Raw genomic sequence first — 23,683 nt, 5'->3', positions numbered from 1 at the left:
GCCGCTTGCTTCGCCGGCTGTTGGAGGGGCAGGGAGTGCGCTACTTCAAGGCCGGGGAGCTTGTGGGGGGGTGCCCACCGATGCTCTCGGCAGCGGAGCTTGCTCTCAGGACTCCTGGCGGCTCAATGATTCCAGTTCGCAGAAGATGCCGCGACGGAGCAACTCGTACTCCAACTGGCGGGCCAGATCGAGATCCAGCGGAGGTGTGAGGTGGGACTCCCCATCCAGCCATGGGGCCATGGAACCCGGAGATCCGCCCAGGTGGCGTGCCAGGCACTGCTGGGTTTCGAATCCCACGATCGAAGCCCTCCTGACCTGCAGCCGCAGGCTCCACTCCGGTGCTCGTATCCTGCCGCGCTCGATTCGCCTCAGACTGCGCAGACTGGCCAGCACCACCAGTTCATCATCAACGGCCAGCACCAGGTCGAGGCTCGGCATCGACTTTGGCTCCGAGTGGTTGTGGCGCCTGAGGCTGATCGCGGTGACGTCGTAGCCGTTCTGGATTCGGGCGATCGTCAGGCCGAGAAGGGTGTCGCCGGGTTCGATGCGATAACGCACCAACATCAAGGTGCGGTCCTGCACCCGTCCGACCCAGACCACCTGCTCTCCGAAGGCCGTGGCCACGATCGCATCAGCGGAGAGATCGATGGCGGAGAGGACGGTCATTCCGCCCAGCAGATCCCCAAGCGGTTCGGCAGCGGAGACCTCACGGGCCTCGAGGGCCACCCGCGCCTGGGGCCAGCGATGCTGGAGGGTCAAGGCGATGTGCAGGTTGGCGAGCAAATCCTCAGAAAGCAGGCCGATGCCACCGAGGTTCGCTGAACGAAGGGCTTTCAGGGCACTCTCCACGCTTGGAAAGACCGGATCAGTGTCACTGTCCCTGGCTCCCTCCCTGGCCTGTTGAATGCGTAACACCGAGATCCGCTCCTTTCTGAGTTCGGCAGCCACGCGCGCGGCCAGCTCGCCCCCCTCAACTAAAAGCACATGGCTGCTGTGGTGCCTTGGAACGCTCGGTTGCCGCATTCCCAAGCGCTTGGTCAACAACCATTCCAGGATGATCGCCACAAGGGCGGACGTGATCAGGGTGCCGATCAGGGCGTAGATCAATGACAGGGTCGTCAGTCCCTCGCCGAGCATGGTCGGTGAGGCCTTGTTCCCCATGAGCACGTTCAGGGGATCGACGAACTCGCCTTTCAGCAGCGCCAGGGTCACGAACAAGCCCGTGCGCCAGCCACCGCCTGATCCGAAGATCAGCACGCCGACCACCAGAAGCAGGAGCAGGGCCAACCCAGCCGTCCAGCTCAATGGGTCCTGTCGCGCGTCCGGTAGACGCTGCCGAAGCCAGGATCCGATCCGCCCTGGCCACGTTCGCAGGGGAGGCCAGGCCAGCTTCGCCGTGGTGACGCGCAGCTGTCCCCTCTGGCGAGAGGGAGCAGCCCTGTTCGGGTTCTGATCCCGGGCGGAAATCACCAGCGATCGTCCCGGGTTCTTCCCATCCCCGCTGACGGTGCCCACCGGCAGGATTCGCTCCCGTTGCCAGCGGCGGTCCCCTGGCTGGGCCAACTGATCCGTTGGCACGTTCACCAGTTCGTAGATGACCCCGTCCAGGCTGAGGCAGGCCTGTTGTCGGCCTGGACGCAAGGCCTGGCTGATGGCACCTGCGGTGAGCAGCAGGGGGTCGAGAACGACCATTCCGGGTAATCGTTGCTCCAGCAGGGCGCCCAGGGAGACCTGCTGACTCGAGGAGCGCACCACAATCCTGGCCGTGGGGTTGAGGAGCCGAACCTGCAGGGCCGCCTCCAGATTGGCGCTGCTGCTTGAGCTCAGCAGCAGCACAGCGCGGGCCTCCGCTATGCCCGCACGCCGCAGGTCGCTGGGACGACGCATGTCCCCAATGGTGAGTGGAACCCTTGGGAAAGCCTCAAGCTCTGGATGGACCCATGGTGGCTCGCTCAGATCAAGGCAGCCCAGGGGAACATCAAAAGGCAGAAGCCGCAATAGACAGGTCTGCCCCAGGAGGCCCAACCCGCAGATCACCACTGTTCCATTGGCAGCGGGAGGCTCCATGGACCCAGCCTGGGCCAATCACGCTACCCCTGATGGGTTAAGGCAGGCTGATGGTTGGCTCCGCCTCAGCCTCGAGTGCGCTGTTGCTGGAGGGCAGCGAGCACCTCCTGGCTGTGGCCGCTGGGGCGCACCGCCCGCCAGCTGGCCCGCAGCACCCCTTGGGGATCAATCAGAAAGGTGTGGCGCTGGGAGAAGGGGGCGATCCAGCTGCCGTAGGCCGAGCTCACCGTTCCGCCAGGGTCGGACAGCAGGGGGTAGGCGAGCTTCTCACTGCCGCAGAAGGCGGCATGGGAGTCGGGGTCATCGGCGCTGACGCCCACCACCTCAGCGCCTGCGGCATGGAAGGCCGCCAGATCGCGCTGGAAACCCCGGGCTTCGAGCGTGCAACCGGACGTGAAATCCTTGGGGTAGAAGTAGAGAATCAGCCAGCGGCCGGCGAACTCCCCCAAGCTTCTGTGGGCCTCCACCGCCTCTCCGGCCTCGGGAACCACTCCGGCCAGGTCGAAGTCAGGGGCTGGTTGATCCAGCTCCGGCCAGACACCGCCAAGGGAAAGGGCCTGCGGCGGAAACGCCAGCAGGCCCAGGGTGGTGAGGCCGAGGCTGCCGAGCAGCTGACGACGGTTCATGGCATTCGGATCAGGCGAGATGCTGGTAGCAACCGGCGCTGCTCAGATCTTGGCGAGGTTGATGCCCAGCTCCTTGGCGTAGGCACCCAGGCCCTTCTTCTGGATGGTGCGCAGGGTGCGGGTAGCAACCCGCAGCTTCACCCAACGGTTGCCCTCGGCCCACCAGAGGCGGCGTTCCTGCAGGTTCACCTGCTGGAGTTTCTTGGTGCGCACGTGGGAATGGCTGACAGCCATGCCGTTGTTGGCGCGCTTGCCGGTGAGCTGACAAACCCGGGACATGACTTCAACCGATACAACTGGAGTGGGCAAAAAACCCGAACTGGGATCTTAACAACTGACCGGCGGGGCCTCGGGGCCCGTCGTTGGGGCCAGGGGCGCTTAGAAGCCCCGTTCCATCAGCCGGCCCATGAGATCGGCGCTGCGTTGCTGGAAGCCCGCCAGCTGGTTGGGCTCCAGGCCCCCCACCGCCAGCCGGGCCAGCTCGTAGATGTGGCGGCCCAGGTCATCGGCCAGCTGCTGGCTGGGGGAGCTGCCGCCGCTGCCCGTGAGCACGGCGCCGCTGGAGAGCTTGAGCAGGCCGGCCACCAAGGGGTGACGGCGGTTGACCACCAGCACGTGGTGCTCGGGCAGGCCCGGCAGACGCTGCTCCATCAGGGCGCCGATGTCGTTGAGGCGGCGCATCTGCTCCGGCAACAGGATCAGGGCCGCCGGGGCCGTCTCGCCCTTGAGGGCCTGCACCTGGATGGTCACCTTGTCGTTGGCCAGGGCCGTTTTGAACAGGTCCCGAAGTTTCTCGGAGCCCTCCTTGCCGTCGGCGTCGGCCAGCTCGCTGTCCTGCTCCTGGATGCTGCTGTCGAGCTCGGCGTCCACCCGCTGGAACTTGAGCTCCCCGTGGCGGTCTTCCAGCCAGGGGATGAACTGGGCGTCAATCACCGTGTCGGCCAGGAGCACCTCGGCCCCTTGGCCCTTCCAGAGCGCCAGGGCACCGGCCTGGCCCGCCTCATCGGTGCAGTAAAGGATGCGCTGGGCGTTGGCCTCAGGGAGCCTGCTGCGGTAGCCGGCCAGGGTGGTGTAGGCCTTGCCTCGGCCGTCTGGGATCGGATCGATGGGCTGGTCCGCCTGATCGCCCCAGGCATCGCCTGTGCTGTCTGGGGCGCCTTCGGTGTCGCCGTTGGCCTCGGGCTGGGCGGGCCGTTCCTGCAGTGGTGCGGTGGTGCCGAACAGGACCAGATCCGCCACCTGCTCGGCGAACTTGTCGTCTTCCAGGGCGCCGATCTTGATGAACGGGGCCAGGCCTTCCCAAATCTCGGCGTAGCGCCTGGGATCGTCGCGGTGCAGCTCCTTGAGCCGATCCCCCACCTTCTTGGCCACGAATCCGCCGATCGAGCGCACCCGGCGGTCGGTCTGCAGGGCGCTGCGGCTCACGTTGAGCGGGATGTCGGGGGAATCGATCACGCCGCGCAGGGGCAGCAGGTAACGGGGCACCACCTCCTTGATCGAGTCGCTGACGAACACCTGGTTGCAATACAGACGGATCTCGCCCTTCTCCCAGTCACCGCGGCCGGTGAGTTTGGGGAAAAACAGGATGCCCTGCAGGGTGTAGGGATAGTCGGTATTCAGGTGCACCCACAGCAGGGGGTCTCCCTGGAACGGGTAGAGGTAGCGGTAGAGCTCGATGTAGTCGTTGTCTGTGAGGTCGCGGGGGCTCTGACGCCACGGAGCCAGACGCTTGTTGACGGTTTCCCCCTCGAGCTGCACCTCCACGGGCATGAAGTCGCAGTAGGTGGTGATCAAGGCGCGGATCCGGGCCGGCTCGATGTACTCCAGCTCCTCCTCCTGCAGGTGCAGGATCACGTCGGTGCCCGCTTCGCTGCGCTCGCCCGCATCGAGGCTGAAGTTGGGGGAACCGTCGCAGCTCCAGCGCACGGGCTCGGCGCCTGGCTTGGCGCTCAGGCTCACCAGCTCCACCCGGGCGGCCACCATGAAACTGGAGTAGAAGCCCAGGCCGAAGTGGCCGATGATCGCGTCGTCCTCGCGCTTGTACTTCTCGAGGAACTCCTCGGCGCTGGAGAAGGCCACCTGGTTGATGTAGCGCTTCACCTCATCGGCGCTCATGCCGATGCCGTTGTCGCTGATGGTGAGGGTCCTCGCCTCGCGGTCGATGCTGATGGCGATGCGGCCCTCCTCGCCCTCGCTGCAGTCGCCGGCCATGGCGGCCATGCGCCGCTTGCTGATCGCATCCATCCCGTTGCTCACCAGCTCCCGCAGGAACACCTCATGGCCCGAATAGACGGCCTTTTTGATGATCGGGAAGATGTTCTCGGTGTGGATCTGGATCTGACCCTGTTCCTGGAGAACGGCCATGGCTGCAGCGTTTCCGCTCTGTGGTGAGGCGACCCTACGGAGCGGCCCCGCTGGCGCTCAAGGGCGGCCAGGGACGGGTCACCGAACCACCCCCGTGACCACCCGCGGTCGGCCTCGACCGCCTCAGCCCCGGCGCTGCAGCTGCGGTTGTTCCTCGGGCACGATCGCCCCCTCCACCGGACACACCTGCAGGCAGATGCCGCAGTCGATGCAGGTGTCGAAATCGATCCAGTAGAAGCCTGTCCCCTTGCGGTTGGCGCCACTGCCGGGGTGAATGCAGGCCACCGGGCAGGCATCCACGCAGTCGGCCACACCCTCGCAGACATCGGTGAGGATCGTGTGGGCCATCAAAGAGGGGGGCAAAGGTCGCCGATCCTAGGCAGCAAGCCAAAGGGAAGAGCTGGCGCCACGCTCAGCCGCCAGGGCTTCGGCTTCCACCTGGCTGGGGCAGGGCTCACTGAGCAATTCGGCCATCTGGCCCTCGCCGTGGAGCTGCTGCAATTGATCCAGGGCGGCACCCAGCAGGGCGGGTTCCCCATAGGCCACCAGCACAGGAGCGCTGGAGCGGTGAGGCTCGCTGTCGGCCCCGAGCAACTCCCGCACCTCTTCGATCTGAAAGCTGAAGCCCACCCCCGCCGCCGGGCGTCCTCCGAATCTCCCCACCAAAGCGTCGTAGCGGCCACCGCTGGCGATCTCCACGGGCGCCGCGTCACCGCGGCAGACCAGTTTGAGCACCAATCCGTCGTAGAGGTCGAAGTGGGGTTGAAAGCTGGGGTCGAGCTGCACGGCCACCCCCAGACGCTCGGCCGTGGGGGCGAGGCAACTGAGCACGGCGCCCAGATCCTGCACCAGTCCAACAGGGCCCAGCAGTTGCTCGAGTTGGTAGAGCACCGCCGTGGGTTCTCCCCGCAGGCGCATCAGTTGTTGCAGGGCCTGGCGGTCGGCGGCCTCCAGGGGCAGGGCCTCCAGGGCGAGGGGATCGAAGCCGGTGAGGGCCTGGCGTGCAGCGGTGCGCTGCGCGCAGGGCACGCGCTCCAGCAAGGCGCTGAGCACCCCGTGGTGGCCCAGCAGCAGCCGGGGCTGATGGTGCGCCTCCAGGCCCAGGGCTTCGGTGCAGGCCAGGAGCAGCCGCAGCAGTTCGGCGTCGGCGGCCGCGGAGGCCACCCCCAACAACTCCACACCGCTCTGGAGCTGTTCCTGCACGCGCTGGCTGCCGGCATCGCCGATGAAGCTACGGAAGGTGGTGCCGTTGGCCCAGAGGCGCAGGGGCCGGGGGCGACCAGCCAGGCGGGTGGAGGCGGCGCGGGCGATGGAGGCGGTCATCTCCGGCCGCAGCCCCAGGGGCTCGTCGCTCACCAGGCGCACCACCTCCCTGTCGTCGATGGCGCCCCCCGCCTCGAGCGTGTCGAGGCGCTCGATGCTTGGCGGTGCCACTTCCTGGTAGCCCCAAAGCCGGTAGACCGCGGCCAGGCGTTCACGCAGTCGGCGGTTGCCATCGACCTCCAGTGGATTGAGGTCCCTGGCACCGGCGGCAGGTTGCAGGGCCATGGGGGAAGGACCTTTCGGGGGGTGTGGGGGGATCCTATGGAGCGTCCAGTTCCGGGGCCCCGAAGCTGGCCCCCCTGAGGGGCCCAATGGCAGCAAGGCCCTCCACCAGCGCCCCCTGGAGCTTGGGGGTGCAGGCGATCAAGCGGCCCTCGCCGAGTTCCAGTGGGCTGCCGTCATAACGGCTGACCACTCCACCGGCCTGTTCCACCAGCACCACCCCCGCCGCCAGATCCCAGGGGGAGAGGCCGCTCTCCCAGAAGCCATCGAGGCGGCCGGCGGCCACATAGGCCAGATCGAGGGCGGCGGCGCCGGCCCGGCGCACCCCGCGGGTGCGATGGGTGAACCAGGCGAACTCGGCGTAGTTGTTGTCGAGGCGGATCTGGCGGTCATAGGGGAACCCCGTGGCCAGCAGGGAAGCTGCGAGTGCTTCGCAACGGCTCACCGTCAGGCGGCTGCCGTTGCACCAGGCCCCCAGCCCCGGGGCCGCCCAGAAGAACTGTTCCAGGGCCGGGGCCGCCAGGGCCCCCAGCAGGGGCTGGCCGCGCCAGGTGAGACCCACCGAGGTGGCGAAGAAGGGAAAGCCGTGGGCGAAGTTGGTGGTGCCATCGAGGGGATCGACGCACCACTGCAGCTCGCTCCTCAGGGAGCTCTGCCCGGTTTCCTCAGCGAGCACCCCGAATTCGGGGGTTTGGGCACTGAGCACCGCCAGCACGGCCCCCTCGGCGGCTTCATCAGCCTCGGTGACCAGATCCCCCGCCCGCCCCTTTTCTCGGATGCACTCCAGTCGTCCGATGTGTTCCCCTAGGGCGGAGGCACCTGCCCCAGCGGCACTGCGGGCCACCTCCACAAGCCGCTCGATGTCGGCAGTGGAAAGTCCGGCCGCCGCCGCCGCCTGATCCGAATGACTCATTCGTCGTCGAGCGGCAGGCCGGTCCGCACCTTGCCACGGCCGAAGTGGCGCCCGAATTGAAGCTCGTAGACCTCGTCCTCGTCGGTGGTTTCCACCTCCAGGGGCCCCAGGGCCCTAGCGACGCAGAGCAGGCCGTAGCCCTTGGCGCGCAGCTCCTTGGAAATCCCCAGGGACTCCCTTTGGTCGATCGTGCCGCTGAGCACGCGCACGGCGCAGGCCGTGCAGCAGCCGTTGCGGCAGCTGAAGGGGAGAGCCTCACCCTGGGCTTCGAAGCTGCGCAGGATGTACTCACCTTCCGGCACCTCCAACAGGATCGTGCGCCCGCGCTGGCGATGGTGCACGGTGATCGGAAATCGCCGGAGGGTCGGAGCCTGGGTCATGGCGCTGAATGCTCTGCGGGCGCTGGAGGGTTGGGGGTGCTGCTGCTACATTGCCTCCTGCCCCATTTAAGCCCCTGGAGAGGTGGCCGAGTGGTCGAAGGCGCAGCACTGGAAATGCTGTATAGGGGCAACTCTATCGAGGGTTCGAATCCCTCCCTCTCCGTTGAAAACCGGCCCCAGGGCCGGTTTTTTTATGGCGATGCCTAGGGGCTTGAATGGCCCGCTTTCGGTTGCTGCTCGGAGTGGCGAATTGTTCCAGCTCGCCTCCAACGTGGGGGACGAGATTGTTGCATTTTCCACTGGCCATGGGTACGTGCCCGATGGCACACGCCATGGATGGGCAGCCTAAGTAAATAGGATAGTTTGTCCTGATGAAATCCGTCTCATAGGGCTACTTTCTGCACGCAGATATTGCCTGTACGCCCGAAGGAAAGAGCTCAATCGTCAGCCGAACCGGCCACTGACGTAGTCCTGGGTGGCCTGTTGCGCGGGGGAGTTGAAGATCGTTTCTGTTTCGTTGAACTCTACCAAGTAGCCGATCTTGCCGGTGCCACCTTCTACAGCCTCGGCGTTGAAGAAGGCCGTCTGATCGGACACACGTACGGCCTGCTGCATGTTGTGGGTCACGATCACGATCGTGTAATTCTTCTTGAGTTCATGCATCAGTTCTTCAATTTTCAGTGTGGAGATCGGATCGAGGGCCGAGCAGGGTTCATCCATCAGGATCACCTCTGGCTCCACGGAGATCGCCCGGGCGATGCAGAGGCGTTGCTGTTGTCCGCCGGAGAGGGAATAGCCACTCGCCTTGAGCTTGTCCTTGGTTTCATCCCAGATCGCGGCCTTGCGCAAGGAACGTTCTACCAATTCATCCATGTCCCCCCTATAGCCGTTAATGCGTGCACCGAAGGCAATGTTTTCGTAGATCGATTTCGGAAACGGGTTCGGACGCTGAAACACCATGCCAATGCGACGGCGCACCTCTACTGGATCGACGTTGGGCGCATAAAGATCATGGCCATCGAACACCACTCGCCCCTTGAGGCTGCAGCCCTCGATCAAATCGTTCATGCGATTGAGACCGCGCAGCACCGTCGACTTCCCGCAACCGGAGGGACCGATGAAGGCCGTCACCTGGCCCTTGGGGATCTCCATGTAGACGTTGCGAACGGCCTCGAAACTGCCGTAGCTGATCGACACGTTCTCCAGGGATAGGCAGCTTGTGGAGGAGGCCGTTTTCGTTGAGGTGAGGGTGGAGTTGGTCATGCCGATGGAGGGGAGAGGTGGTGGCGGGTGGGTTGCGCTGGTGCCTTGCTCAGGTGGAGGAGGCGAAGCGGCTCAGCCAGCGGGCGAAGAGATTGGCCCCCAGGATCAGCATCACAAGCACGAAGGAGGCCGCCCAGGCCAGGGCGTTCTGGGCCTCGTAGGGCATGATCGCGAAGTTGAAGATCAACACCGACATGGTGGCGATCGGCTTGAGCAGACCCTCCGGCCAGAAGGGAGAAAAGAGCGCCGTGAAGATCAGAGGTGCTGTTTCTCCGGCCGCGCGGGCGATGCCGAGGACCACACCGGTGGCGATCGGGGTGAAGGCGGTTGGAAGGGTGATGCGGGTCACGGTCACAAACTTGGAAGCACCGACACCAATCGCCCCCCAGCGCAGTTCCTGGGGCACGAGTTTCAGCCCCTCATCCGTGGTTTTGATCACCGTGGGCAGCATCAGCACAGACAGGGCAATGCCTCCGGCCACGGCGCTGTAACTCTCACCGAATAGGAGTCGGGTGGCGACGATCAGGCCATAGATGAAAACGCCGCAGATGATCGAGGGAACTCCAGCCAGCACGTTGGTGCCAAAGCGCACGAAGCTCTGGAACCAGCCGCCACGGGAGTATTCAGCAAGATAGATGCCACCACCAACACCCACGGGGATGGCGATCAAAGAGGCCACCAGGGTGACCAGAAAGGTGCCCAGGATGGCGTTGCCAATGCCACCGCCGCTGGTGCCGGGGGCGGGGGGGAGCTGGGTCAGAAGACCGAGGCTGATGAGCGAACCGCCTTTGATCAGGACGTAGAGTAGGACCAGGAGGAGGGGGAGTACGGCGATCAGAGCAAAGAAGCCGGCGAGAACGGTGAAAAAAACGTTCCAGCGGTTGCGGGGAAGGTTGGGCTGCCTATGGAGCGATTGGCGCTCGAAGAGGCTCTGGGTGGCGATCGTCATGGGATCTGTTCAGTACTTCAGGCTGAGGCGTTTGACGATCCACTGGGCAAAGATGTTCACCACAAGGGTGAGTACCATCAAGACCAGCGCCGCATACATAAGAGAGGACACCTGGGAGCCATCGGCCTCACCGAACTGGTTGGCCAGCATCGAGGCAATCGTGTTGCCCGGAGCCAGCAGCGAGAGACTGAAATTATTGGAGTTGCCGATGATCATTGTCACGGCCATTGTTTCGCCCATCGCCCTTCCCAGGGCGAGCATCACGCCTCCGGTGATTCCTGATACAGCCGCTGGAAGGATGACCTGCAGGATCGCTCCCCAACGGGTGGTGCCTATGCCGTAGGCCGCCTGGCGCAGTTCCGGGGGCACTTGATTGAGGGAGTCGCGGGCGATCGCCGTGATGATCGGCAGGATCATCACCACCAGGATCAAGATGGCCGGGGCGATGCCGGGGCCCAAGGGCTGGGTGCTGAAGATCGGCAGCCAGCCCAAGGCCTCGTAGAGCCAGTTAAGAATCGGTCTGAGGAAGGGCTCCATCACGAAAATCGCCCAGAGGCCCAGCACCACCGACGGAATCGCCGCCAGCAGCTCCACCATCAACCCAATCAGATTGCGGAGTTTGAGTGGGATCAGATTCTCGGTGATGAAGATTGCCGTGCCGACGCCCAGGGGAACGGCGATCAACAACGAGAGCAGCGATGTGACAATGGTGCCGTAGATGGCCGTGAAGGCTCCGTATTCTTCATTAACCGGATTCCAGCTTGACTTGACCAGAAAGCTGAAGCCAAATTGTTTGAAGGCCTCTTCCGAGCCATGCACCACAGTCAGCAGGATCCCGAGGAGAACGATCGCCACCAGGGAGGCGAGCACAATAACCAGTTGTCGAAAGCCGATATCAAGGAATTTTTCGCTGGGCGGCCGGCGCTTCAGCGTGAACAGATCCCCATTCGAACTGGTGGTCATGCAGGCTCGGTCGGCGCCAGAAACCTAGGTGTGGTCGCCCTCACCCGTCACTAAGGACGGATTAAGGCCTCCCTTGGATGCGGCCCTTGGCCCCGTTACCTTGGGTGCTCCGTTGGCGGATTCCTGGGGCGGCGGGCTGTATGGGGCGAATCGTCGGCATCGACCTTGGCACCACCAATTCTGTGGTGGCGGTGCTGGAGGGTGGGCGACCCCAGGTGATCGCCAACGCCGAAGGCGGGCGCACCACGCCCTCGGTCGTGGGCTTCAGCCGTGATCAGGACCTGCTGGTGGGTCAGCTGGCCCGCCGCCAGCTGGTGCTGAACCCCCGCAACACCTTTGCCAATTTGAAGCGCTTCGTTGGCCGTGGCTGGAACGAGCTGGAGGACAACAGCCTTTCAGTGCCCTTCACGGTGCGCGCCAACGACCAGGGCAATGTGCGTGTGGTCTGCCCGGCCACCGAGCGGGAGTACGCCCCTGAAGAGCTGGTGGCCAGCATCCTGCGCAAACTCGTCGATGACGCCTCCACCTATCTGGGGGAGCCGGTGGAGGCGGCGGTGATCACCGTGCCCGCCTACTTCAATGACGCCCAACGCCAGGCCACCCGGGATGCGGGCCGTCTGGCGGGCCTTGCCGTGGAGCGCATCCTCAATGAGCCCACCGCCGCGGCCCTGGCCTACGGCTTCGATCGCAGCACGGTCAAACGGGTGCTGGTGTTTGACTTGGGGGGGGGCACCTTTGATGTCTCGGTGCTGCGCATTGCCAATGGCGTCTTTGACGTCAAGGCCACCAGCGGCGACACCCAGCTGGGAGGCAACGACTGGGACCGGCGCGTCGTCGACTGGCTGGCGGAGGCGTTTCTGGCCGAGCACAGCCTCGATCTGCGTCGGGATCGCCAGGCCTTGCAGCGGCTCACCGAGGCGGCGGAGAAGGCCAAGCAGGAGCTCTCCGGGGTGACCAGCACCCCGATGTCCCTGCCGTTCATCGCCACCGGTCCCGATGGCCCCCTGCACATCGAGACCACCCTGGAGAGGAGAGTGTTCGAAGGACTCTGCCCCGACCTCCTCGACCGCCTGCTGCGGCCCGTCCAGCGCGCCCTGCGGGATTCGGGCCTGGCGGCGGAGGACATCGACGATGTGGTGCTGGTGGGGGGCAGCACCCGCATGCCGATGGTCCAGGAGATGGTGCGCACCTTGATTCCCCTGGAGCCCTGCCAGTCGGTGAACCCCGATGAGGTGGTGGCGATCGGGGCGGCGGTGCAGGCCGGCATCCTCACCGGCGAACTTCGCGACCTCATGCTCAACGACGTCACCCCTCTTTCCCTGGGCCTGGAGACGATCGGCGGGGTGATGAAGGTGCTGATCCCGCGCAACACCCCGATTCCGGTGCGCAAGTCCGATCTGTTCAGCACGTCCGAGGCCAACCAGAGCTCGGTGGAGGTGCACGTGCTCCAGGGGGAGCGGCAGATGGCGGAGGGCAACAAGTCGCTCGGTCGTTTCCGGTTGGCGGGCATCCCCCCGGCACCCCGCGGTGTCCCCCAGGTCCAGGTGTCCTTCGACATCGATGCCAACGGGCTGCTCCAGGTTTCGGCCACCGATCGCACCACGGGCCGCCAGCAGAGCGTGTCGATCCAGGGCGGTTCCAACCTCAGCGAGGAGGAGATCGCCCGATTGCTGGAGGAGGCGGAGCGCAAGGCCGGCGACGACCGGCGCAAGCGCGCGGAAATCGATCGCCGCAACCGCGCCCAGACCCTGGTGGCCCAGGCGGAGCGCCGGCTGCGGGATGCCGCCCTTGAACTGGGGCCCTATGGCGCCGAACGCCAGCAGCGCTCGGTGGAGATGGCCCTGCGCGAAGTGCAGGATCTGCTCGCCCCGGGCGAAGCCGCCAACTTGCAGGAACTCGATCTGGCCGTGAGCCAGTTGCAGGAGGCGATCTATGGACTCAACCGGCGTCTGAGCAGTGAGCGCAAGCAGGACTCCAATCCCTTGCAGGGCCTCAAGAACACCCTGGGCTCGCTCAAGGATGAGCTGTTCTCGGACGATGACTGGGATGACTGGGACCGTCCGGGCGGTTCCCCCCGCTACGGACGCGACCCTTGGCTTGAGCCCACCTATGGCCGCGAGCGCACCCCGGCGGCGCCCCGTCGTTACGAGCGGGACGAGGCCCCCCCGCGCCGATCCAGTGCGCCCCTGCCTCGTAGCCGTCCCTACGACGACGACCCCTGGTCGGAGGTCTGAGCCGCGTGACCCGCACCGCCGCCACCGCCGGCTCCGACTACTGGGCGGTGTTGGGCCTGGAGCCCGGTGCCGATGGTCCTGCCCTCAAGCGCGCCTTCCGCCAGCTGGCCCGCCGCTGGCACCCGGACCTCAACGGCAACGATCCGGTGGCCGAGGAGCGCTTCAAGCTCGTCAATGAGGCCTACGCGGTGCTCACCGACCCGAAGCGGCGTCAGGCCTGGGAGTCGGGGGGCGATCCGGCGATGGGCAACGCCTCAGATCCCTTTGCCACCGGATTTCCCGACTTTGACACCTATCTGGACAGTCTGTTCGCTCGCCGCCGTCCTTCCGAGCAGGCTCAAGCGCCTCCAGAACCGGCCAGAGGGGGTTGGCAGCAGCGGGCCCCTGAGCCGCCTGGCGGCCCCGGTGAGGTGACCGCTGCTTCGGCGTCGCCCCCGCCCGTTCACGCGGCGTCTGACCAGGAAACCCTGGTGGAGCTCACCCCGGAGCAGGCCCTGGCTGGGGAGCGGATCGAGCTGGAGCTCAGCGATGGCACCACTGTGGAGGTCTGGACACCACCCCTGGCCGGGGACGGCTGGCGCCTGCGCCTGGCGGGGGTCACCCCCGGCGGCGGCGACCACTTTCTGCAGCTGCGCGTCCGCACCGATGAGGGCCTGCGGGTCGATGGCCTGCGGGTGAGCTACCCCCTGGAGCTGCTGCCCGCCGATGCCGCCCTGGGCTGCTCGGTGGTGGTCCCCACCTTGGCGGGGCCGGTGAAGTTGCGGGTGCCGGCCGGGTCCTCCAGCGGCCGTTTGCTGAGGCTGCGTGGTCGGGGGCTGGAGCTGGATCAGCAACGGGGCGACCAGTTGGTGGAAATCCGCATCGTGGTGCCCGACCAGCTCAGCGAAGCCGAGGAAGCGCTCTACCGCCGCCTGCAGCAGCTCGGCCTCGAACAGGAGTGAGAAACTGGCAAGTGCGCTTCCCCTCCGCTCGATGCCGGTCCACGTGCTCCTCTTTGATGCCGGAAGCGAAAACGAGGGGATCCACTCCCTCGAGCTGAACGGCACCACGGTGGTGCTGCTGTTCGAGGATCGCGACGACGCCGAGCGTTACGCAGGGTTGCTGGAGGCCCAGGATTTCCCCACCCCCACAGTGGAGTCCCTCGACCGGGAGGAGATGGAGCTGTTCTGCGTTGAATCGGGCTACCAGGCTCGGGTGGTGCCCAGTGGGTTCCTGCCCCAGTCGGCAGAAGAACGGCTGTTGATTGCGCCGCCGGAGGCCAACATGGACGTTTCCAGTTGGCAGGAGCAGGCCGATCGCCGCAGCGCTGACGGTGAACCGGAATCCCCGGCTTCCGTTGAACCCTTGACCTCCAGTGACCCCGAGCTGGAGAACTTTCGCCGCCGGCTGGAGGGGCTGCTGTGAGCGACCCGGCGATCGATCGGGGCGCCTTGCTCACGGAGCAACCCAACCCCGCCAGCGCTGAGCTCGATCAGCTGGACACCCTTGCCCTGGTGGAACTGTTCTGCGAGGAAGACCGCAAGCCCCAACAGGCGGTGGCCGCCGCCGCCGCCCAGTTGGCCCAGGCGGTGGACGCGATCAGCGCCCGCCTGGGCCAGGGAGGGCGCTTGTTCTACATCGGTGCTGGCACCTCCGGGCGCCTGGGGGTGCTGGATGCGGCCGAGTGCCCGCCCACCTTCTGCTCGGAGCCGGAGCTGGTGCAGGGAGTGCTGGCCGGGGGGGCGCCGGCGTTGCTGCGCAGCTCCGAGGGCCTCGAAGATCTCCGTGGGGCCGGCCGCGCCGATCTTCTCGAGCGGGGGTTTTCGGCCGCCGATGCCCTGGTGGGGATCGCTGCTGGAGGCACCACCCCCTACGTTCTCGGCGCCCTGGAACTTGCGCAGGAGTTGGGCGCCCTGGCGATCGCCCTGGCCTGCGTGCCCGCCGATCAGGCACCGATGCCCTGTGAGATCGACATCCGGCTGCTCACCGGCCCCGAATTGCTCACCGGCTCCACCCGGCTCAAGGCCGGCACCGCCACCAAGATGGCGCTCAACATCCTCTCCACCGGGGTGATGGTGCGGCTGGGCAAGGTGCACGGCAACCGCATGGTCGATGTGGCCGTCACCAACAGCAAGCTGGAAGACCGCGCTTTGCGCATCCTCCGCGACCTGGCTGGGGTGGAGCGGGCCCTGGGGTCGCGGATGCTGCAGGAGGCCGGCGGCTCGGTGAAGCGGGCGCTGCTGATGGCCCAGCATGACATTTCCGCGACCGAGGCGGCCGCTCGGCTGAGGCAGGCGGGAGGTCGCCTCCGCCAGGCCCTGCATCTCAGGCCGTCGCCGCCCCCGGGGGACCCCAGTAGGGAGCGGTGAACAGATCGAGTCGGGCGCGGGTGACCGCGGGCACCTGCTCCTTGGGGGTCATCAGTGCATGACGGAGGGCGCTGTGGGCGCTGCTGAGGGGGCGTTGGGCAGCGATGCGATCAGCGGCCGTCCTGATGATCGTTTGGGCCAGGGCCGCGTTGGCCTGCAGGTTGCCGATCACCATCTCCACGCTCACAGCGTCGTGGTCGGCGTGCCAGCAGTCGTAGTCGGTGGCCATGGCCAGGGTGGTGTAGGCGATCTCCGCCTCCCGCGCCAGGCGCGCTTCGGTGTGGTTGGTCATGCCGATCACCGCGCAGTCGAGGCTTTGATAGAAGCGCGATTCGGCCCGGGTGGAGAAGGCGGGGCCTTCCATGCACAGGTAGGTGCCGCCCCGGTGCAGACGGCGCCCATCGGGCATCAGGCTGTCGGCCACATCGGCCAGCAGGCGACTGAGGGCGGGGCAGAAGGGATCAGCGAAGCCCACATGGGCCACGGCGCCTTCCCCAAAGAAGCTGATCGGGCGTTGGTGGGTGCGGTCGATGAATTGGTCGGGCACCACCATGTCCAGGGGGCGCACCTCCTCCAACAGGGAGCCCACGGCGGAGCAGGAGAGAATCCAGCGCACGCCGAGGGAGCGAAGGGCCCAGATGTTGGCCCGGTACGGCACCTCCGAAGGGGTGTAGGTGTGGTGGCGGCCATGCCGGGCCAGGAACACCACCTCCAGATCGCCGATGCGGCCCAGGCGCAGGGCATCGGAGGGCGTGCCGAAGGGGGTCTTCACCTGCAGCTCTTGGATGTTCTCAAGGCCCTCCATGGCATAGAGACCACTGCCGCCCAGCACTCCGAGGCGGGCGTTGGCGAGATCGAGGCCGGTGGTGCTGCTCATGGCCGATGCGCTCCTGCGCGACCGTTCTACCTGAACGGATACAGTCCGCCTTTGCCTTCCCTTGCCCGTGACCAAAGCCCTGATGGACACCGATGCCGGCAGCGTCGAGATTGAGCTCTTCGATGCCGATGCCCCTGGCACCGTGGCCAATTTCGTCAAGCTGGCCCAAGACGGCTTCTATGACGGTCTGGCGTTTCACCGGGTGATCGGTGGGTTCATGGCCCAGGGCGGTTGCCCCAACACGCGCGCCGGGGCCAAGGGAGCGCCGGGCACCGGCGGCCCGGGCTACACGATTCCCTGCGAGATCAACAGCCGCAAGCACCAGGCCGGCACGCTCTCGATGGCCCACGCCGGCAAGAACACCGGCGGCAGTCAGTTCTTCCTCTGCCACGACGCCCAGCCCCATCTCGATGGGGTGCACACGGTGTTTGGCCAGGTGGCCAACGTGGAGGTGGTGCTGGCGATTCAGAAGGGCACCAAGATCAACAAGGTGACGATCAGCGCATGACCGGATGATTGCTTGATCGCTGAACGCGGGCTCTGCGTTCAGCTCCAACGCAACAGGGCACCGGGCTGCAGGCGCAGACCCGGTTGCGCCTGGAGGAGTTCCACCAGGGGCCGCTGCTCGGGCTCCAAGGTGGCGCTGGGGTGAGCTGTGCGCTGGGCATCGGGAGCCAGCAGAAGGCTGACGACCCGCGTACCCGGCCAGCGGGCCAAGGCCTGCAGTCCTTCACCCAGCCGCTGCAAGGGCAGCTCCTGCTCTGGGCTGGCGGCGTTGGTTTTGTGTGCCCTCTGGTCCTCCTCGGCCCCTGGTGAACGGGTGAGCGGCCCCAGCAGCACCGCCAGGTCGGGTTGGTTCAATAGGGCCAGCAGGCGCGGATGCTCCTCCAGCTGCAGCTCCAGATCAAGCCCACCCGCCCACTGCTGCAACTCCTGCCATAGCTGGGTGCGCTGCTCGACGGAGACCGGCGCTTGGTTGGGCCCAGGCCGGGTGCCCTGGGGGCTCCCTGTCCAGGCCAGCACCACCGAGGGACCCTGGGGGCCCTTGAGCAGATGCCCGAGCTTGAGTTGCTTGGTCTTCAGGTATCGGGCGTTGAATTCGCCGGCCTCCATCACGAGGGGGACGCGGTCTTCCACCTGGAGGCCATAACCCCCGAGGCCGGCAATCTTGCGGGGGTTGTTGGTGATCAGCCGCAGTCGCTGCACCCCCAGATCACTGAGGATCTGGGCACCAACCCCGTAGTTCCGCAGGTCAGCGCCAAAGCCCAGGCGCTCGTTGGCCTCCACCGTGTCGAGGCCGCCGTCCTGGAGGCTGTAGGCGCGGAGCTTGTTGATCAGGCCGATGCCGCGACCTTCCTGACGCAGGTAGATCACCAGGCCTTCACCGGCCGCCTCGATCATGCGTAGGGCCGCCTCAAGCTGGGGCCGGCAATCGCAGCGCAGGGAGCCGAAGGCATCGCCGGTGAGGCACTCGGAATGCACGCGTACGAGCACCGCCCCAGGGGCATTTTCGGGATGGCCTTTCACGATGGCGATGTGCTCGCTGCCGTCGAGCTCATTGCGAAAGCCGATGGCGCGGAAGGTTCCGAAGGCACTGGGCAGCCGGGCTTCGGCGAGGCGCTTGACGAAGCGCTCGGTGTCGAGGCGGTAGCGGATCAGGTCCGCGATGCTGATCAGGCGCAGACAATGGCGGCGGGCATAGTCCGCCAGCTGGGGCAGCCTCGCCATGGAGCCGTCCGCGTTCTGGATTTCGCAGATCACACCAGAGGGATAGAGCCCGGCGAGGCGGGCGAGATCGACGGCGGCTTCGGTGTGACCGGCGCGTTTGAGCACGCCGCCCTGCCGGGCGCGCAAGGGAAAGATGTGGCCGGGCCGACGCAGGTCGGCGGGGCGGGAACTGGGCTGGATCGCCACCTGGATGGTGCGGGCGCGATCATCGGCGGAGATGCCCGTGCTCACACCGTTCTCAGGGCCGGCATCGACGCTGACGGTGAAGGCGGTCTGGTTGCTGTCGGTGTTCCGATCCACCATCAGCGGCAGATCGAGGGCGTCGAGCCGCTCACCCTCCATCGCCAGGCAGATGAGGCCGCGGGCTTCGGTGGCCATGAAATTGATCTGGGCCGGCGTCGCGAACTGGGCGGCACAGATCAGGTCGCCCTCGTTTTCGCGGTTCTCGTCATCGACGACGACAACCATGTCGCCGTTGCGGATGGCGGCGAGGGCGTCGGCGATGGAATCAAAGCGGATCGCGTCAGGCTGGCTCAGGGCAGGGGAGGCCGGCGGCCTTGGGGCAATCCACTTTTATAGAGCCCGGTACGATCTGGCGTTCCTGTCCCACCGGCATGGCCAGCCCATCGGCAATCGAGCCCAGCGCACCGGCGGGTGCCGCCGTGCGCGCCGTGGCCGTGATCGGGGCGACGGGCTACGGCGGTCTGCAGACGCTGCGGCTGCTCCAGGACCATCCCACCCTGACGGTCACGTTCCTGGGGGGTGAGCGGAGTTCAGGCAAGCGCTGGAGCGAGCTGGTGCCTTTCCTGCCCCTTCCCCAGGATCTGGTGATCCAGCGGCCCGACCCGGAGGCGATCGCCGCGGCAGCCGACCTGGCGGTGCTCAGCCTTCCCAACGGCCTCGCCTCCACCCTCGTGCCCGAGTTGCTGGAGCGGGGCGTCAAGGTGGTGGACCTCTCAGCTGATTACCGCTATCGCTCCCTGGCCCAATGGCGCGAGGTCTATGCCAGTGAGGCGCGCCAGTTCCCCCGATCCGATGATGACCTCTGTCAGGAGGCTGTCTACGGGCTGGTGGAGTGGGAGGCGGAGCGCATCGCCCAGGCCCGGCTGGTGGCGTCGCCAGGTTGCTTCCCCACCGCCAGCCTGCTGGCGCTCCTGCCCTTTCTGCAGCAGGGGCTGATCGAGGCCCGGGGCATCGTGATCGATGCCAAGACCGGCACCTCCGGTGGCGGTCGGGCCGCCAAGGAGAACCTGCTCCTGGCCGAGGCCTCCGAGGCCGTGGCGCCCTACGCCGTGGTTGGTCACCGACACACCAGTGAGATCGAGCAAGCGGCCAGCCAGGCCCTGGGGCGGGCCATCCAGCTCCAGTTCACTCCCCACCTGATGCCGATGGTGCGGGGCCTGCTGGCCACGGTTTACGGGCGGCTGCGGGATCCCGGGCTCACCGCCGACGACTGCACAACGCTGCTGCAGGCGGCCTACCGCCATAGCCCCAGCGTGGAGGTGCTGCCGGTGGGCACCTACCCCTCCACCAAGTGGGTGCGTCAGACCAACCGCGCTCTGCTGTCGGTGCAGGTGGACGCACGCACGGGTCAGTTGATCGTGATGAGCGCGATCGACAATCTGATCAAAGGCCAGGCTGGCCAGGGGGTGCAGTGCCTGAACCTGCTGGCCGGTCTGCCCGCCGGCACCGGCCTGCCGCTGCTGCCGTTCTATCCCTGAGCTCAAGCGGCTTCCTGCTGAAGCCGTAGGCCGGCGAGGGCCACCGCCAGGGGCAGGATGCGGTGCTCCTGCTCCTGGATGCGCTCCGTCAGGCGCCTGCGGTCGTCTCCGGGGAGGACGGGCACCGCCGCCTGCACCAGGATTGGTCCCGCATCCACCTCAGCTGTGACCAGATGAGCGCTGCAGCCGCTCAGGGTCACACCGGCGGCAAGGGCCTGTCCGACGGCATCCAGGCCGCGAAAGCTGGGCAGCAGGGAGGGATGGATGTTCACTAGGCGCTGGGGATAGGCCTCGATCAGCACTGGGGTGACGATCCGCATCCAGCCAGCCATCACCACGAGATCCACCCGCGCCTCGCCGAAGGTCCTCACCAGGGCCCCATCCAACTCCGCACGGCTGCCGTGCTGGCGATGGTCATGCAGTTGCCAGGGCACATCCAGTCGCCTGGCGCGCACCTGGGCGCCGCAGTGGGGGTTGTTGACCACCAGCAACGCCAGCTCCGCGTCGAGGGGACCCTGGCGGCAGGCCCGCACCAGGGCCTCGAAGTTACTGCCCGCCCCAGAGGCCATCACCCCGAGCCGCAGGGGCCTGTCGAAGCACGGCCAGGCCTGTGACAACGGCCACTGGAAGCCCAGCGCCGGATCGCTAGGGTCTGCGAACTCGGGCATCGGCTCCATGTCCCACCTCTCCATCCTGCCCACCGTGCTCCGGGACACCAGGCTGCTGGCCGCGAGTCTGGTCGAACTGGGCTTCGAGCCCCACTGGGGCGGTGCCCTCTCGGGATTTGCCGGTGACACCGAGGCGGTGGAGCTGCAGGTGTGGATCGGGAGCGATCTGGCCCTCGGCTGGCGCCGTCAGCCCAACGGCGAACTGGCCCTGGTGGGCGATCTGCAGCGCCTCAGCCGCAGCCACCAGGTGGGCCCGCTGCTGGGGCGGCTCACCCGTAGCTACGCCGCCCGTTCGGCCCTGCGGGACGCCGGCCGGCTCCTGCCCACGGCCAGTGTCCAGCTCAGTCGCTGACCCCTGCCCCGGTGCCCGAGCTGACGCTGAACCTGACGGCCACACAGCAGCAGCTGGTGGGGGCCACGCTCACCTTGCCTTCCCCCGAGCGGTTGCTGCGTTTCCGCTTGCCCGCCTGGACTCCGGGCTCCTATCTGATCCGTGACTACGTCCGCCATCTGGAACGCTTGGAGGTGTGGCAGGGGGGGCGTTCCCTCGCGGTCAGGACCGTGGCACCCGCCGCCTGGGAGGTGCAAGCCACGGGACATCAGCCGGTGGAGATCCGCACCCAGACCCTGGCCACCGAGCTGAGTGTGCGCACCTGCCACCTCAATGGCCAGCATGGCTTTCTGGCCCTGGCGGCGATCGCTCTGCAGGTGGAGGGGGAGCGCTGGTCCCCCCACCGCCTGCGCCTGGAGTTGCCCGAGGGCTGGGAGCCCTTCGTGCCCCTGCCCCGCGAGGCGGATGGCTGCTGGATCGCCCCCTCGTTTGATGCCCTGGTGGATGCGCCGGTGGAGGTGGGTCCCCACGTGAGCCACAGCTTCGCGGTGCTGGGGGTTCCCCACCGCTGGGTCAGCTGGGAGACGGGGCAGCCCCTGCTGGAGCTGCAGCCCCAGTGGCTGGAGCAGGTGGCGGCCATTGGCCGCACCTGCTGCCGGTTCATGGGCGAGGAGGCACCGGCGGCGCCGGATTACCTCTTCGTCTTGCACTTGCTCGAGGAGGGCTATGGAGGCCTTGAGCACGATTCCAGCACGGTGCTCCAGTTCGGCCGCAAGGCCCTGGGGCGACCCGATGGCCTGCGCAAGCTCCTGCAGCTGGTGGGCCACGAATACCTGCACCAGTGGAACGTGCGCCGGCTGCGGCCGGCCGAGCTGACTCCGATCGACTACCACCAGAGCGCGGTGGTCCCCAGCCTCTGGTTCGCCGAAGGAATCACCAGCTACGTCGATCAGTTGCTGCCTTTCGCCGCGGGTTTGACCGATGAGGCGGCCGCCCTCGATGACCTCGGCGCTGACTTCAGCCGCTACCTGCTCACCCCTGGCAGGCATGTGCAAAGCCTGCGCCAGAGCAGCGAACAGGCCTGGGTGAAGCTCTACAAGCGTGACGCCCACAGCGACGACAACCAGATCAGTTATTACCTCAAAGGTGCTCTGCTGGCCTTGGTGCTCGACCTGCACCTGCGCCGCGGCGGTTCCACCCTCGCCGATGTGGTGCGGGACCTGTGGAGGCAGTTCGGACGAGCGGGCCGGGGCTACTCCGAAGCCGATCTGATCGCCGCATTCGCCCGGCGCTCTCCTGAACTGGAGCTGTTGCTGCCCCCTTGGCTGGGCTCCACCGAGGACCCACCCTTCGCGGCCTACCTGGCCGACGTGGGCCTGGAACTGGTCCCTGCATCCGCAGCCCATCCTGATGGAGGCCTTGTCTGCCAAGTGGAGTCCCGGCAGGGCCTGGTGGTGCGCAAGTTGCGGCGCGACGGTCCTGGGGTGCGCTCGGGTCTGGAGGTGGGCGATGAGCTGCTGGCCCTTGATCGGAGGCGGCTGCATCAGCCGGATGAATTCTCAGCCCAGCTGAGGGCGGAGCAGCCCCAATCGCTGCTGGTGGCCCGGCGCGGCCAGTTGATCGAGCTGACGCTCACGAGTGCAGCCGCCGCGATCGAGCGCTGGAGCCTGAAGCCCCACCCCCAGGCCCCCGCCGCTGCCCACGAGCGCCGCCGGCGATGGCTTGCCCTGGAGCCGGAGGACGGGTCCGCGCTGGAGTCGAAGCCGGCCAGCGGGCTTTCCTCCCGGGATGTCCGATGTTGAGGCCCCCTGAACGCAAGTCCTTCCAGCGCTGGCGCCAGGAGCGACCGGCATTGCTCGTGGGCCTCGGTCTCGGGGGACTGGGGTGCTTGCTGGGTCTGATTTGGCTGGGGCGGACGATCGGGGAGAGCACCACCAGCCGGGGTGACCCCACCCTGATGTCCTTTCTGAGGGATGGTGTTCAGGGAACCTCCAAGGCAGGGGATCTGTTTCGCCGTGCGCCCGGTCCGCCGCCTGCCGAGCCCTGGCGCAGCCCCCTGCGCCGTCAGTGCCTGAGCAGCGACCCGGCTTTGAAGCAGCGCCTGAAGCGTTTGGGGGCGGTCTTGCAGCAGCGCACGGTCCAGTTGCCCACGGACCCCACGAACTTCGGCGAACGCTTCAACCAGGATGCCTTCGGCCAACCCCTTGATCCGACGCCGCGGGTGATCGTCTTGCATGAAACGGTGTATGGCTTGACCTCGGCGATCAACACCTTCATCACCCCCCATCCCCGCGACGAAGACCAGGTCAGCTATCACACCCTGGTGGGGCTCCAGGGGGAGGTGGTTCAGGTGCTCGATCCTGTCCGTCGGGCCTTCGGGGCTGGGAATTCGGCCTTCAACGGTCAATGGGTGGTCACCAATCCGAAGTTGAATGGCTCGGTCAACAACTTTGCTCTCCACCTCAGCCTGGAAACGCCCCTTGATGGCGAAAACGACGGCCCCGAACACAGTGGCTACACCGAAGCCCAGTTGGATGCCACCGCCGTGGTGCTGGCGGACTGGATGAAGCGCTTCCCCATCCCTCCCCAGTCCATCACCACCCACCGGGCGGTGGACCTCGGGGGTGAACGGCAGGATCCCCGCAGCTTCGATTGGAGTGGCCTTCAAGAACGGCTGGCCGCCCTTGGGTCGCTGTGCTGATCGGG

Annotated in this window: 23 protein-coding genes and 1 tRNA gene; 10 read left to right on the top strand and 14 right to left on the bottom strand. The window is 66.7% G+C overall.

The features are described from left to right. Positions 1-105: 105 nt before the first annotated feature. The 8 genes from KBY88_RS09905 to KBY88_RS09870 all read right to left on the bottom strand — a co-directional run bounded on the left by KBY88_RS09905 (position 106) and on the right by KBY88_RS09870 (position 7,895). Positions 106-2,067, bottom strand: coding sequence for an NAD-binding protein (locus KBY88_RS09905; RefSeq protein WP_254939773.1), 1,962 nt, complete (start codon positions 2,065-2,067; stop codon positions 106-108). Between the two features lie 65 nt (positions 2,068-2,132). After that, a complete protein-coding gene (locus KBY88_RS09900) occupies positions 2,133-2,693 on the bottom strand; it encodes a peroxiredoxin (protein WP_254939772.1) in 561 nt (186 codons plus the stop codon). A 42-nt stretch (positions 2,694-2,735) separates the two neighbouring features. Further along, positions 2,736-2,972, bottom strand: a complete 237-nt coding sequence (gene rpmB / locus KBY88_RS09895) for a 50S ribosomal protein L28 (RefSeq protein ID WP_254939771.1) — start codon at positions 2,970-2,972, stop codon at positions 2,736-2,738. A gap of 99 nt (positions 2,973-3,071) precedes the next feature. Continuing rightward, positions 3,072-5,057 carry a molecular chaperone HtpG gene (htpG, locus tag KBY88_RS09890; RefSeq protein WP_254939770.1) on the bottom strand — a complete coding sequence of 662 codons (1,986 nt, stop codon included), beginning with the start codon at positions 5,055-5,057 and terminating at the stop codon, positions 3,072-3,074. Positions 5,058-5,180: 123 nt separating this feature from the next. Then, positions 5,181-5,405, bottom strand: a complete 225-nt coding sequence (locus tag KBY88_RS09885; protein ID WP_254939769.1) for a ferredoxin family protein — start codon at positions 5,403-5,405, stop codon at positions 5,181-5,183. Between the two features lie 27 nt (positions 5,406-5,432). After that, positions 5,433-6,605 (bottom strand): ATP phosphoribosyltransferase regulatory subunit, encoded by a 1,173-nt coding sequence (locus tag KBY88_RS09880; protein ID WP_254939768.1) that lies wholly within the window; start codon positions 6,603-6,605, stop codon positions 5,433-5,435. A gap of 34 nt (positions 6,606-6,639) precedes the next feature. After that, positions 6,640-7,515, bottom strand: coding sequence for an inositol monophosphatase family protein (locus tag KBY88_RS09875; RefSeq protein WP_254939767.1), 876 nt, complete (start codon positions 7,513-7,515; stop codon positions 6,640-6,642). Beyond that, on the bottom strand, positions 7,512-7,895 hold the full coding sequence (locus KBY88_RS09870) for a 2Fe-2S iron-sulfur cluster-binding protein (protein ID WP_254939766.1): 384 nt from the start codon (positions 7,893-7,895) through the stop codon (positions 7,512-7,514). Before KBY88_RS09870 ends, KBY88_RS09875 begins: the two co-directional genes overlap by 4 nt. Before the next feature lie 76 nt (positions 7,896-7,971). On the opposite strand from KBY88_RS09870, the gene KBY88_RS09865 reads away from it, so the two are divergent. Continuing rightward, a tRNA-Ser gene (locus tag KBY88_RS09865) sits at positions 7,972-8,058 on the top strand. A 281-nt stretch (positions 8,059-8,339) separates the two neighbouring features. Here the strand turns inward: KBY88_RS09865 and pstB are convergent. From pstB to pstC, 3 genes are read right to left on the bottom strand one after another with little or no spacing between them, the layout of a single operon-like run. Beyond that, entirely contained in the window at positions 8,340-9,158 is an 819-nt protein-coding gene (pstB, locus tag KBY88_RS09860; RefSeq protein ID WP_254939765.1) for a phosphate ABC transporter ATP-binding protein PstB, read from the bottom strand. Positions 9,159-9,207: 49 nt separating this feature from the next. Further along, positions 9,208-10,107: a phosphate ABC transporter permease PstA gene (gene pstA / locus KBY88_RS09855; RefSeq protein ID WP_254939764.1), complete on the bottom strand. Its 900-nt coding sequence runs from the start codon at positions 10,105-10,107 to the stop codon at positions 9,208-9,210. Positions 10,108-10,116: 9 nt separating this feature from the next. After that, a complete protein-coding gene (gene pstC, locus KBY88_RS09850) occupies positions 10,117-11,070 on the bottom strand; it encodes a phosphate ABC transporter permease subunit PstC (protein ID WP_254939763.1) in 954 nt (317 codons plus the stop codon). 140 nt (positions 11,071-11,210) lie between these two features. On the opposite strand from pstC, the gene dnaK reads away from it, so the two are divergent. Genes dnaK through murQ form a run of 4 tightly spaced genes read left to right on the top strand, consistent with a single transcriptional unit; the run spans position 11,211 to position 15,652 of the window. Beyond that, on the top strand, positions 11,211-13,304 hold the full coding sequence (gene dnaK / locus KBY88_RS09845; protein WP_254939871.1) for a molecular chaperone DnaK: 2,094 nt from the start codon (positions 11,211-11,213) through the stop codon (positions 13,302-13,304). Next, positions 13,301-14,245: a DnaJ domain-containing protein gene (locus KBY88_RS09840; RefSeq protein WP_396102949.1), complete on the top strand. Its 945-nt coding sequence runs from the start codon at positions 13,301-13,303 to the stop codon at positions 14,243-14,245. Before dnaK ends, KBY88_RS09840 begins: the two co-directional genes overlap by 4 nt. 31 nt (positions 14,246-14,276) lie before the next feature. Further along, on the top strand, positions 14,277-14,708 hold the full coding sequence (locus KBY88_RS09835; RefSeq protein WP_254939761.1) for a DUF3110 domain-containing protein: 432 nt from the start codon (positions 14,277-14,279) through the stop codon (positions 14,706-14,708). Beyond that, positions 14,705-15,652, top strand: a complete 948-nt coding sequence (murQ, locus tag KBY88_RS09830) for an N-acetylmuramic acid 6-phosphate etherase (protein WP_254939760.1) — start codon at positions 14,705-14,707, stop codon at positions 15,650-15,652. Before KBY88_RS09835 ends, murQ begins: the two co-directional genes overlap by 4 nt. Here murQ and mtnP read toward each other — a convergent pair. Continuing rightward, entirely contained in the window at positions 15,609-16,529 is a 921-nt protein-coding gene (mtnP, locus tag KBY88_RS09825) for an S-methyl-5'-thioadenosine phosphorylase (RefSeq protein WP_254939759.1), read from the bottom strand. The two genes, murQ and mtnP, sit on opposite strands and share 44 nt — an antisense overlap. Positions 16,530-16,596: 67 nt before the next feature. Between mtnP and KBY88_RS09820 the strand changes: the two genes are divergently transcribed. Further along, positions 16,597-17,037: a peptidylprolyl isomerase gene (locus tag KBY88_RS09820; protein WP_254939758.1), complete on the top strand. Its 441-nt coding sequence runs from the start codon at positions 16,597-16,599 to the stop codon at positions 17,035-17,037. Between the two features lie 38 nt (positions 17,038-17,075). Here KBY88_RS09820 and ribBA read toward each other — a convergent pair whose 3' ends face one another. After that, a complete protein-coding gene (gene ribBA / locus KBY88_RS09815; RefSeq protein ID WP_254939757.1) occupies positions 17,076-18,725 on the bottom strand; it encodes a bifunctional 3,4-dihydroxy-2-butanone-4-phosphate synthase/GTP cyclohydrolase II in 1,650 nt (549 codons plus the stop codon). A 146-nt stretch (positions 18,726-18,871) separates the two neighbouring features. On the opposite strand from ribBA, the gene argC reads away from it, so the two are divergent. Continuing rightward, positions 18,872-19,978 carry an N-acetyl-gamma-glutamyl-phosphate reductase gene (argC, locus tag KBY88_RS09810; RefSeq protein WP_254939756.1) on the top strand — a complete coding sequence of 369 codons (1,107 nt, stop codon included), beginning with the start codon at positions 18,872-18,874 and terminating at the stop codon, positions 19,976-19,978. 2 nt (positions 19,979-19,980) lie between these two features. Here argC and purN read toward each other — a convergent pair whose 3' ends face one another. Next, on the bottom strand, positions 19,981-20,646 hold the full coding sequence (gene purN, locus KBY88_RS09805) for a phosphoribosylglycinamide formyltransferase (protein ID WP_254939755.1): 666 nt from the start codon (positions 20,644-20,646) through the stop codon (positions 19,981-19,983). A 7-nt stretch (positions 20,647-20,653) separates the two neighbouring features. On the opposite strand from purN, the gene KBY88_RS09800 reads away from it, so the two are divergent. Genes KBY88_RS09800 through KBY88_RS09790 form a run of 3 tightly spaced genes read left to right on the top strand, consistent with a single transcriptional unit; the run spans position 20,654 to position 23,678 of the window. Continuing rightward, positions 20,654-20,998 carry a DUF1257 domain-containing protein gene (locus KBY88_RS09800; RefSeq protein ID WP_254939754.1) on the top strand — a complete coding sequence of 115 codons (345 nt, stop codon included), beginning with the start codon at positions 20,654-20,656 and terminating at the stop codon, positions 20,996-20,998. 11 nt (positions 20,999-21,009) lie between these two features. Further along, positions 21,010-22,779: a M61 family metallopeptidase gene (locus tag KBY88_RS09795; RefSeq protein ID WP_254939753.1), complete on the top strand. Its 1,770-nt coding sequence runs from the start codon at positions 21,010-21,012 to the stop codon at positions 22,777-22,779. Further along, on the top strand, positions 22,773-23,678 hold the full coding sequence (locus KBY88_RS09790) for an N-acetylmuramoyl-L-alanine amidase (protein ID WP_254939752.1): 906 nt from the start codon (positions 22,773-22,775) through the stop codon (positions 23,676-23,678). Before KBY88_RS09795 ends, KBY88_RS09790 begins: the two co-directional genes overlap by 7 nt. Positions 23,679-23,683 lie beyond the last annotated feature (5 nt).

Origin of the sequence: Cyanobium sp. Morenito 9A2 (assembly GCF_024345575.1) — a bacterium.
Taxonomy (GTDB): domain Bacteria; phylum Cyanobacteriota; class Cyanobacteriia; order PCC-6307; family Cyanobiaceae; genus ATX-6F1.
The sequence above is the reverse complement of the archived record's forward strand: the minus strand, read 5'-3'. Positions and strand labels throughout refer to the sequence as shown.

Bases quoted from the DNA above. Each gene is read 5' to 3' on its own strand.
- KBY88_RS09905 (WP_254939773.1), bottom strand. From the start codon at position 2,067: ATGGAGCCTCCCGCTGCCAATGGAACAGTGGTGATCTGCGGGTTGGGC.
- KBY88_RS09900 (WP_254939772.1), bottom strand. From the start codon at position 2,693: ATGAACCGTCGTCAGCTGCTCGGCAGCCTCGGCCTCACCACCCTGGGC.
- rpmB (WP_254939771.1), bottom strand. From the start codon at position 2,972: ATGTCCCGGGTTTGTCAGCTCACCGGCAAGCGCGCCAACAACGGCATG.
- htpG (WP_254939770.1), bottom strand. From the start codon at position 5,057: ATGGCCGTTCTCCAGGAACAGGGTCAGATCCAGATCCACACCGAGAAC.
- KBY88_RS09885 (WP_254939769.1), bottom strand. From the start codon at position 5,405: ATGGCCCACACGATCCTCACCGATGTCTGCGAGGGTGTGGCCGACTGC.
- KBY88_RS09880 (WP_254939768.1), bottom strand. From the start codon at position 6,605: ATGGCCCTGCAACCTGCCGCCGGTGCCAGGGACCTCAATCCACTGGAG.
- KBY88_RS09875 (WP_254939767.1), bottom strand. From the start codon at position 7,515: ATGAGTCATTCGGATCAGGCGGCGGCGGCGGCCGGACTTTCCACTGCC.
- KBY88_RS09870 (WP_254939766.1), bottom strand. From the start codon at position 7,895: ATGACCCAGGCTCCGACCCTCCGGCGATTTCCGATCACCGTGCACCAT.
- pstB (WP_254939765.1), bottom strand. From the start codon at position 9,158: ATGACCAACTCCACCCTCACCTCAACGAAAACGGCCTCCTCCACAAGC.
- pstA (WP_254939764.1), bottom strand. From the start codon at position 10,107: ATGACGATCGCCACCCAGAGCCTCTTCGAGCGCCAATCGCTCCATAGG.
- pstC (WP_254939763.1), bottom strand. From the start codon at position 11,070: ATGACCACCAGTTCGAATGGGGATCTGTTCACGCTGAAGCGCCGGCCG.
- dnaK (WP_254939871.1), top strand. From the start codon at position 11,211: ATGGGGCGAATCGTCGGCATCGACCTTGGCACCACCAATTCTGTGGTG.
- KBY88_RS09835 (WP_254939761.1), top strand. From the start codon at position 14,277: ATGCCGGTCCACGTGCTCCTCTTTGATGCCGGAAGCGAAAACGAGGGG.
- mtnP (WP_254939759.1), bottom strand. From the start codon at position 16,529: ATGAGCAGCACCACCGGCCTCGATCTCGCCAACGCCCGCCTCGGAGTG.
- ribBA (WP_254939757.1), bottom strand. From the start codon at position 18,725: ATGGTTGTCGTCGTCGATGACGAGAACCGCGAAAACGAGGGCGACCTG.
- argC (WP_254939756.1), top strand. From the start codon at position 18,872: ATGGCCAGCCCATCGGCAATCGAGCCCAGCGCACCGGCGGGTGCCGCC.
- purN (WP_254939755.1), bottom strand. From the start codon at position 20,646: ATGCCCGAGTTCGCAGACCCTAGCGATCCGGCGCTGGGCTTCCAGTGG.
- KBY88_RS09800 (WP_254939754.1), top strand. From the start codon at position 20,654: ATGTCCCACCTCTCCATCCTGCCCACCGTGCTCCGGGACACCAGGCTG.
- KBY88_RS09790 (WP_254939752.1), top strand. From the start codon at position 22,773: ATGTTGAGGCCCCCTGAACGCAAGTCCTTCCAGCGCTGGCGCCAGGAG.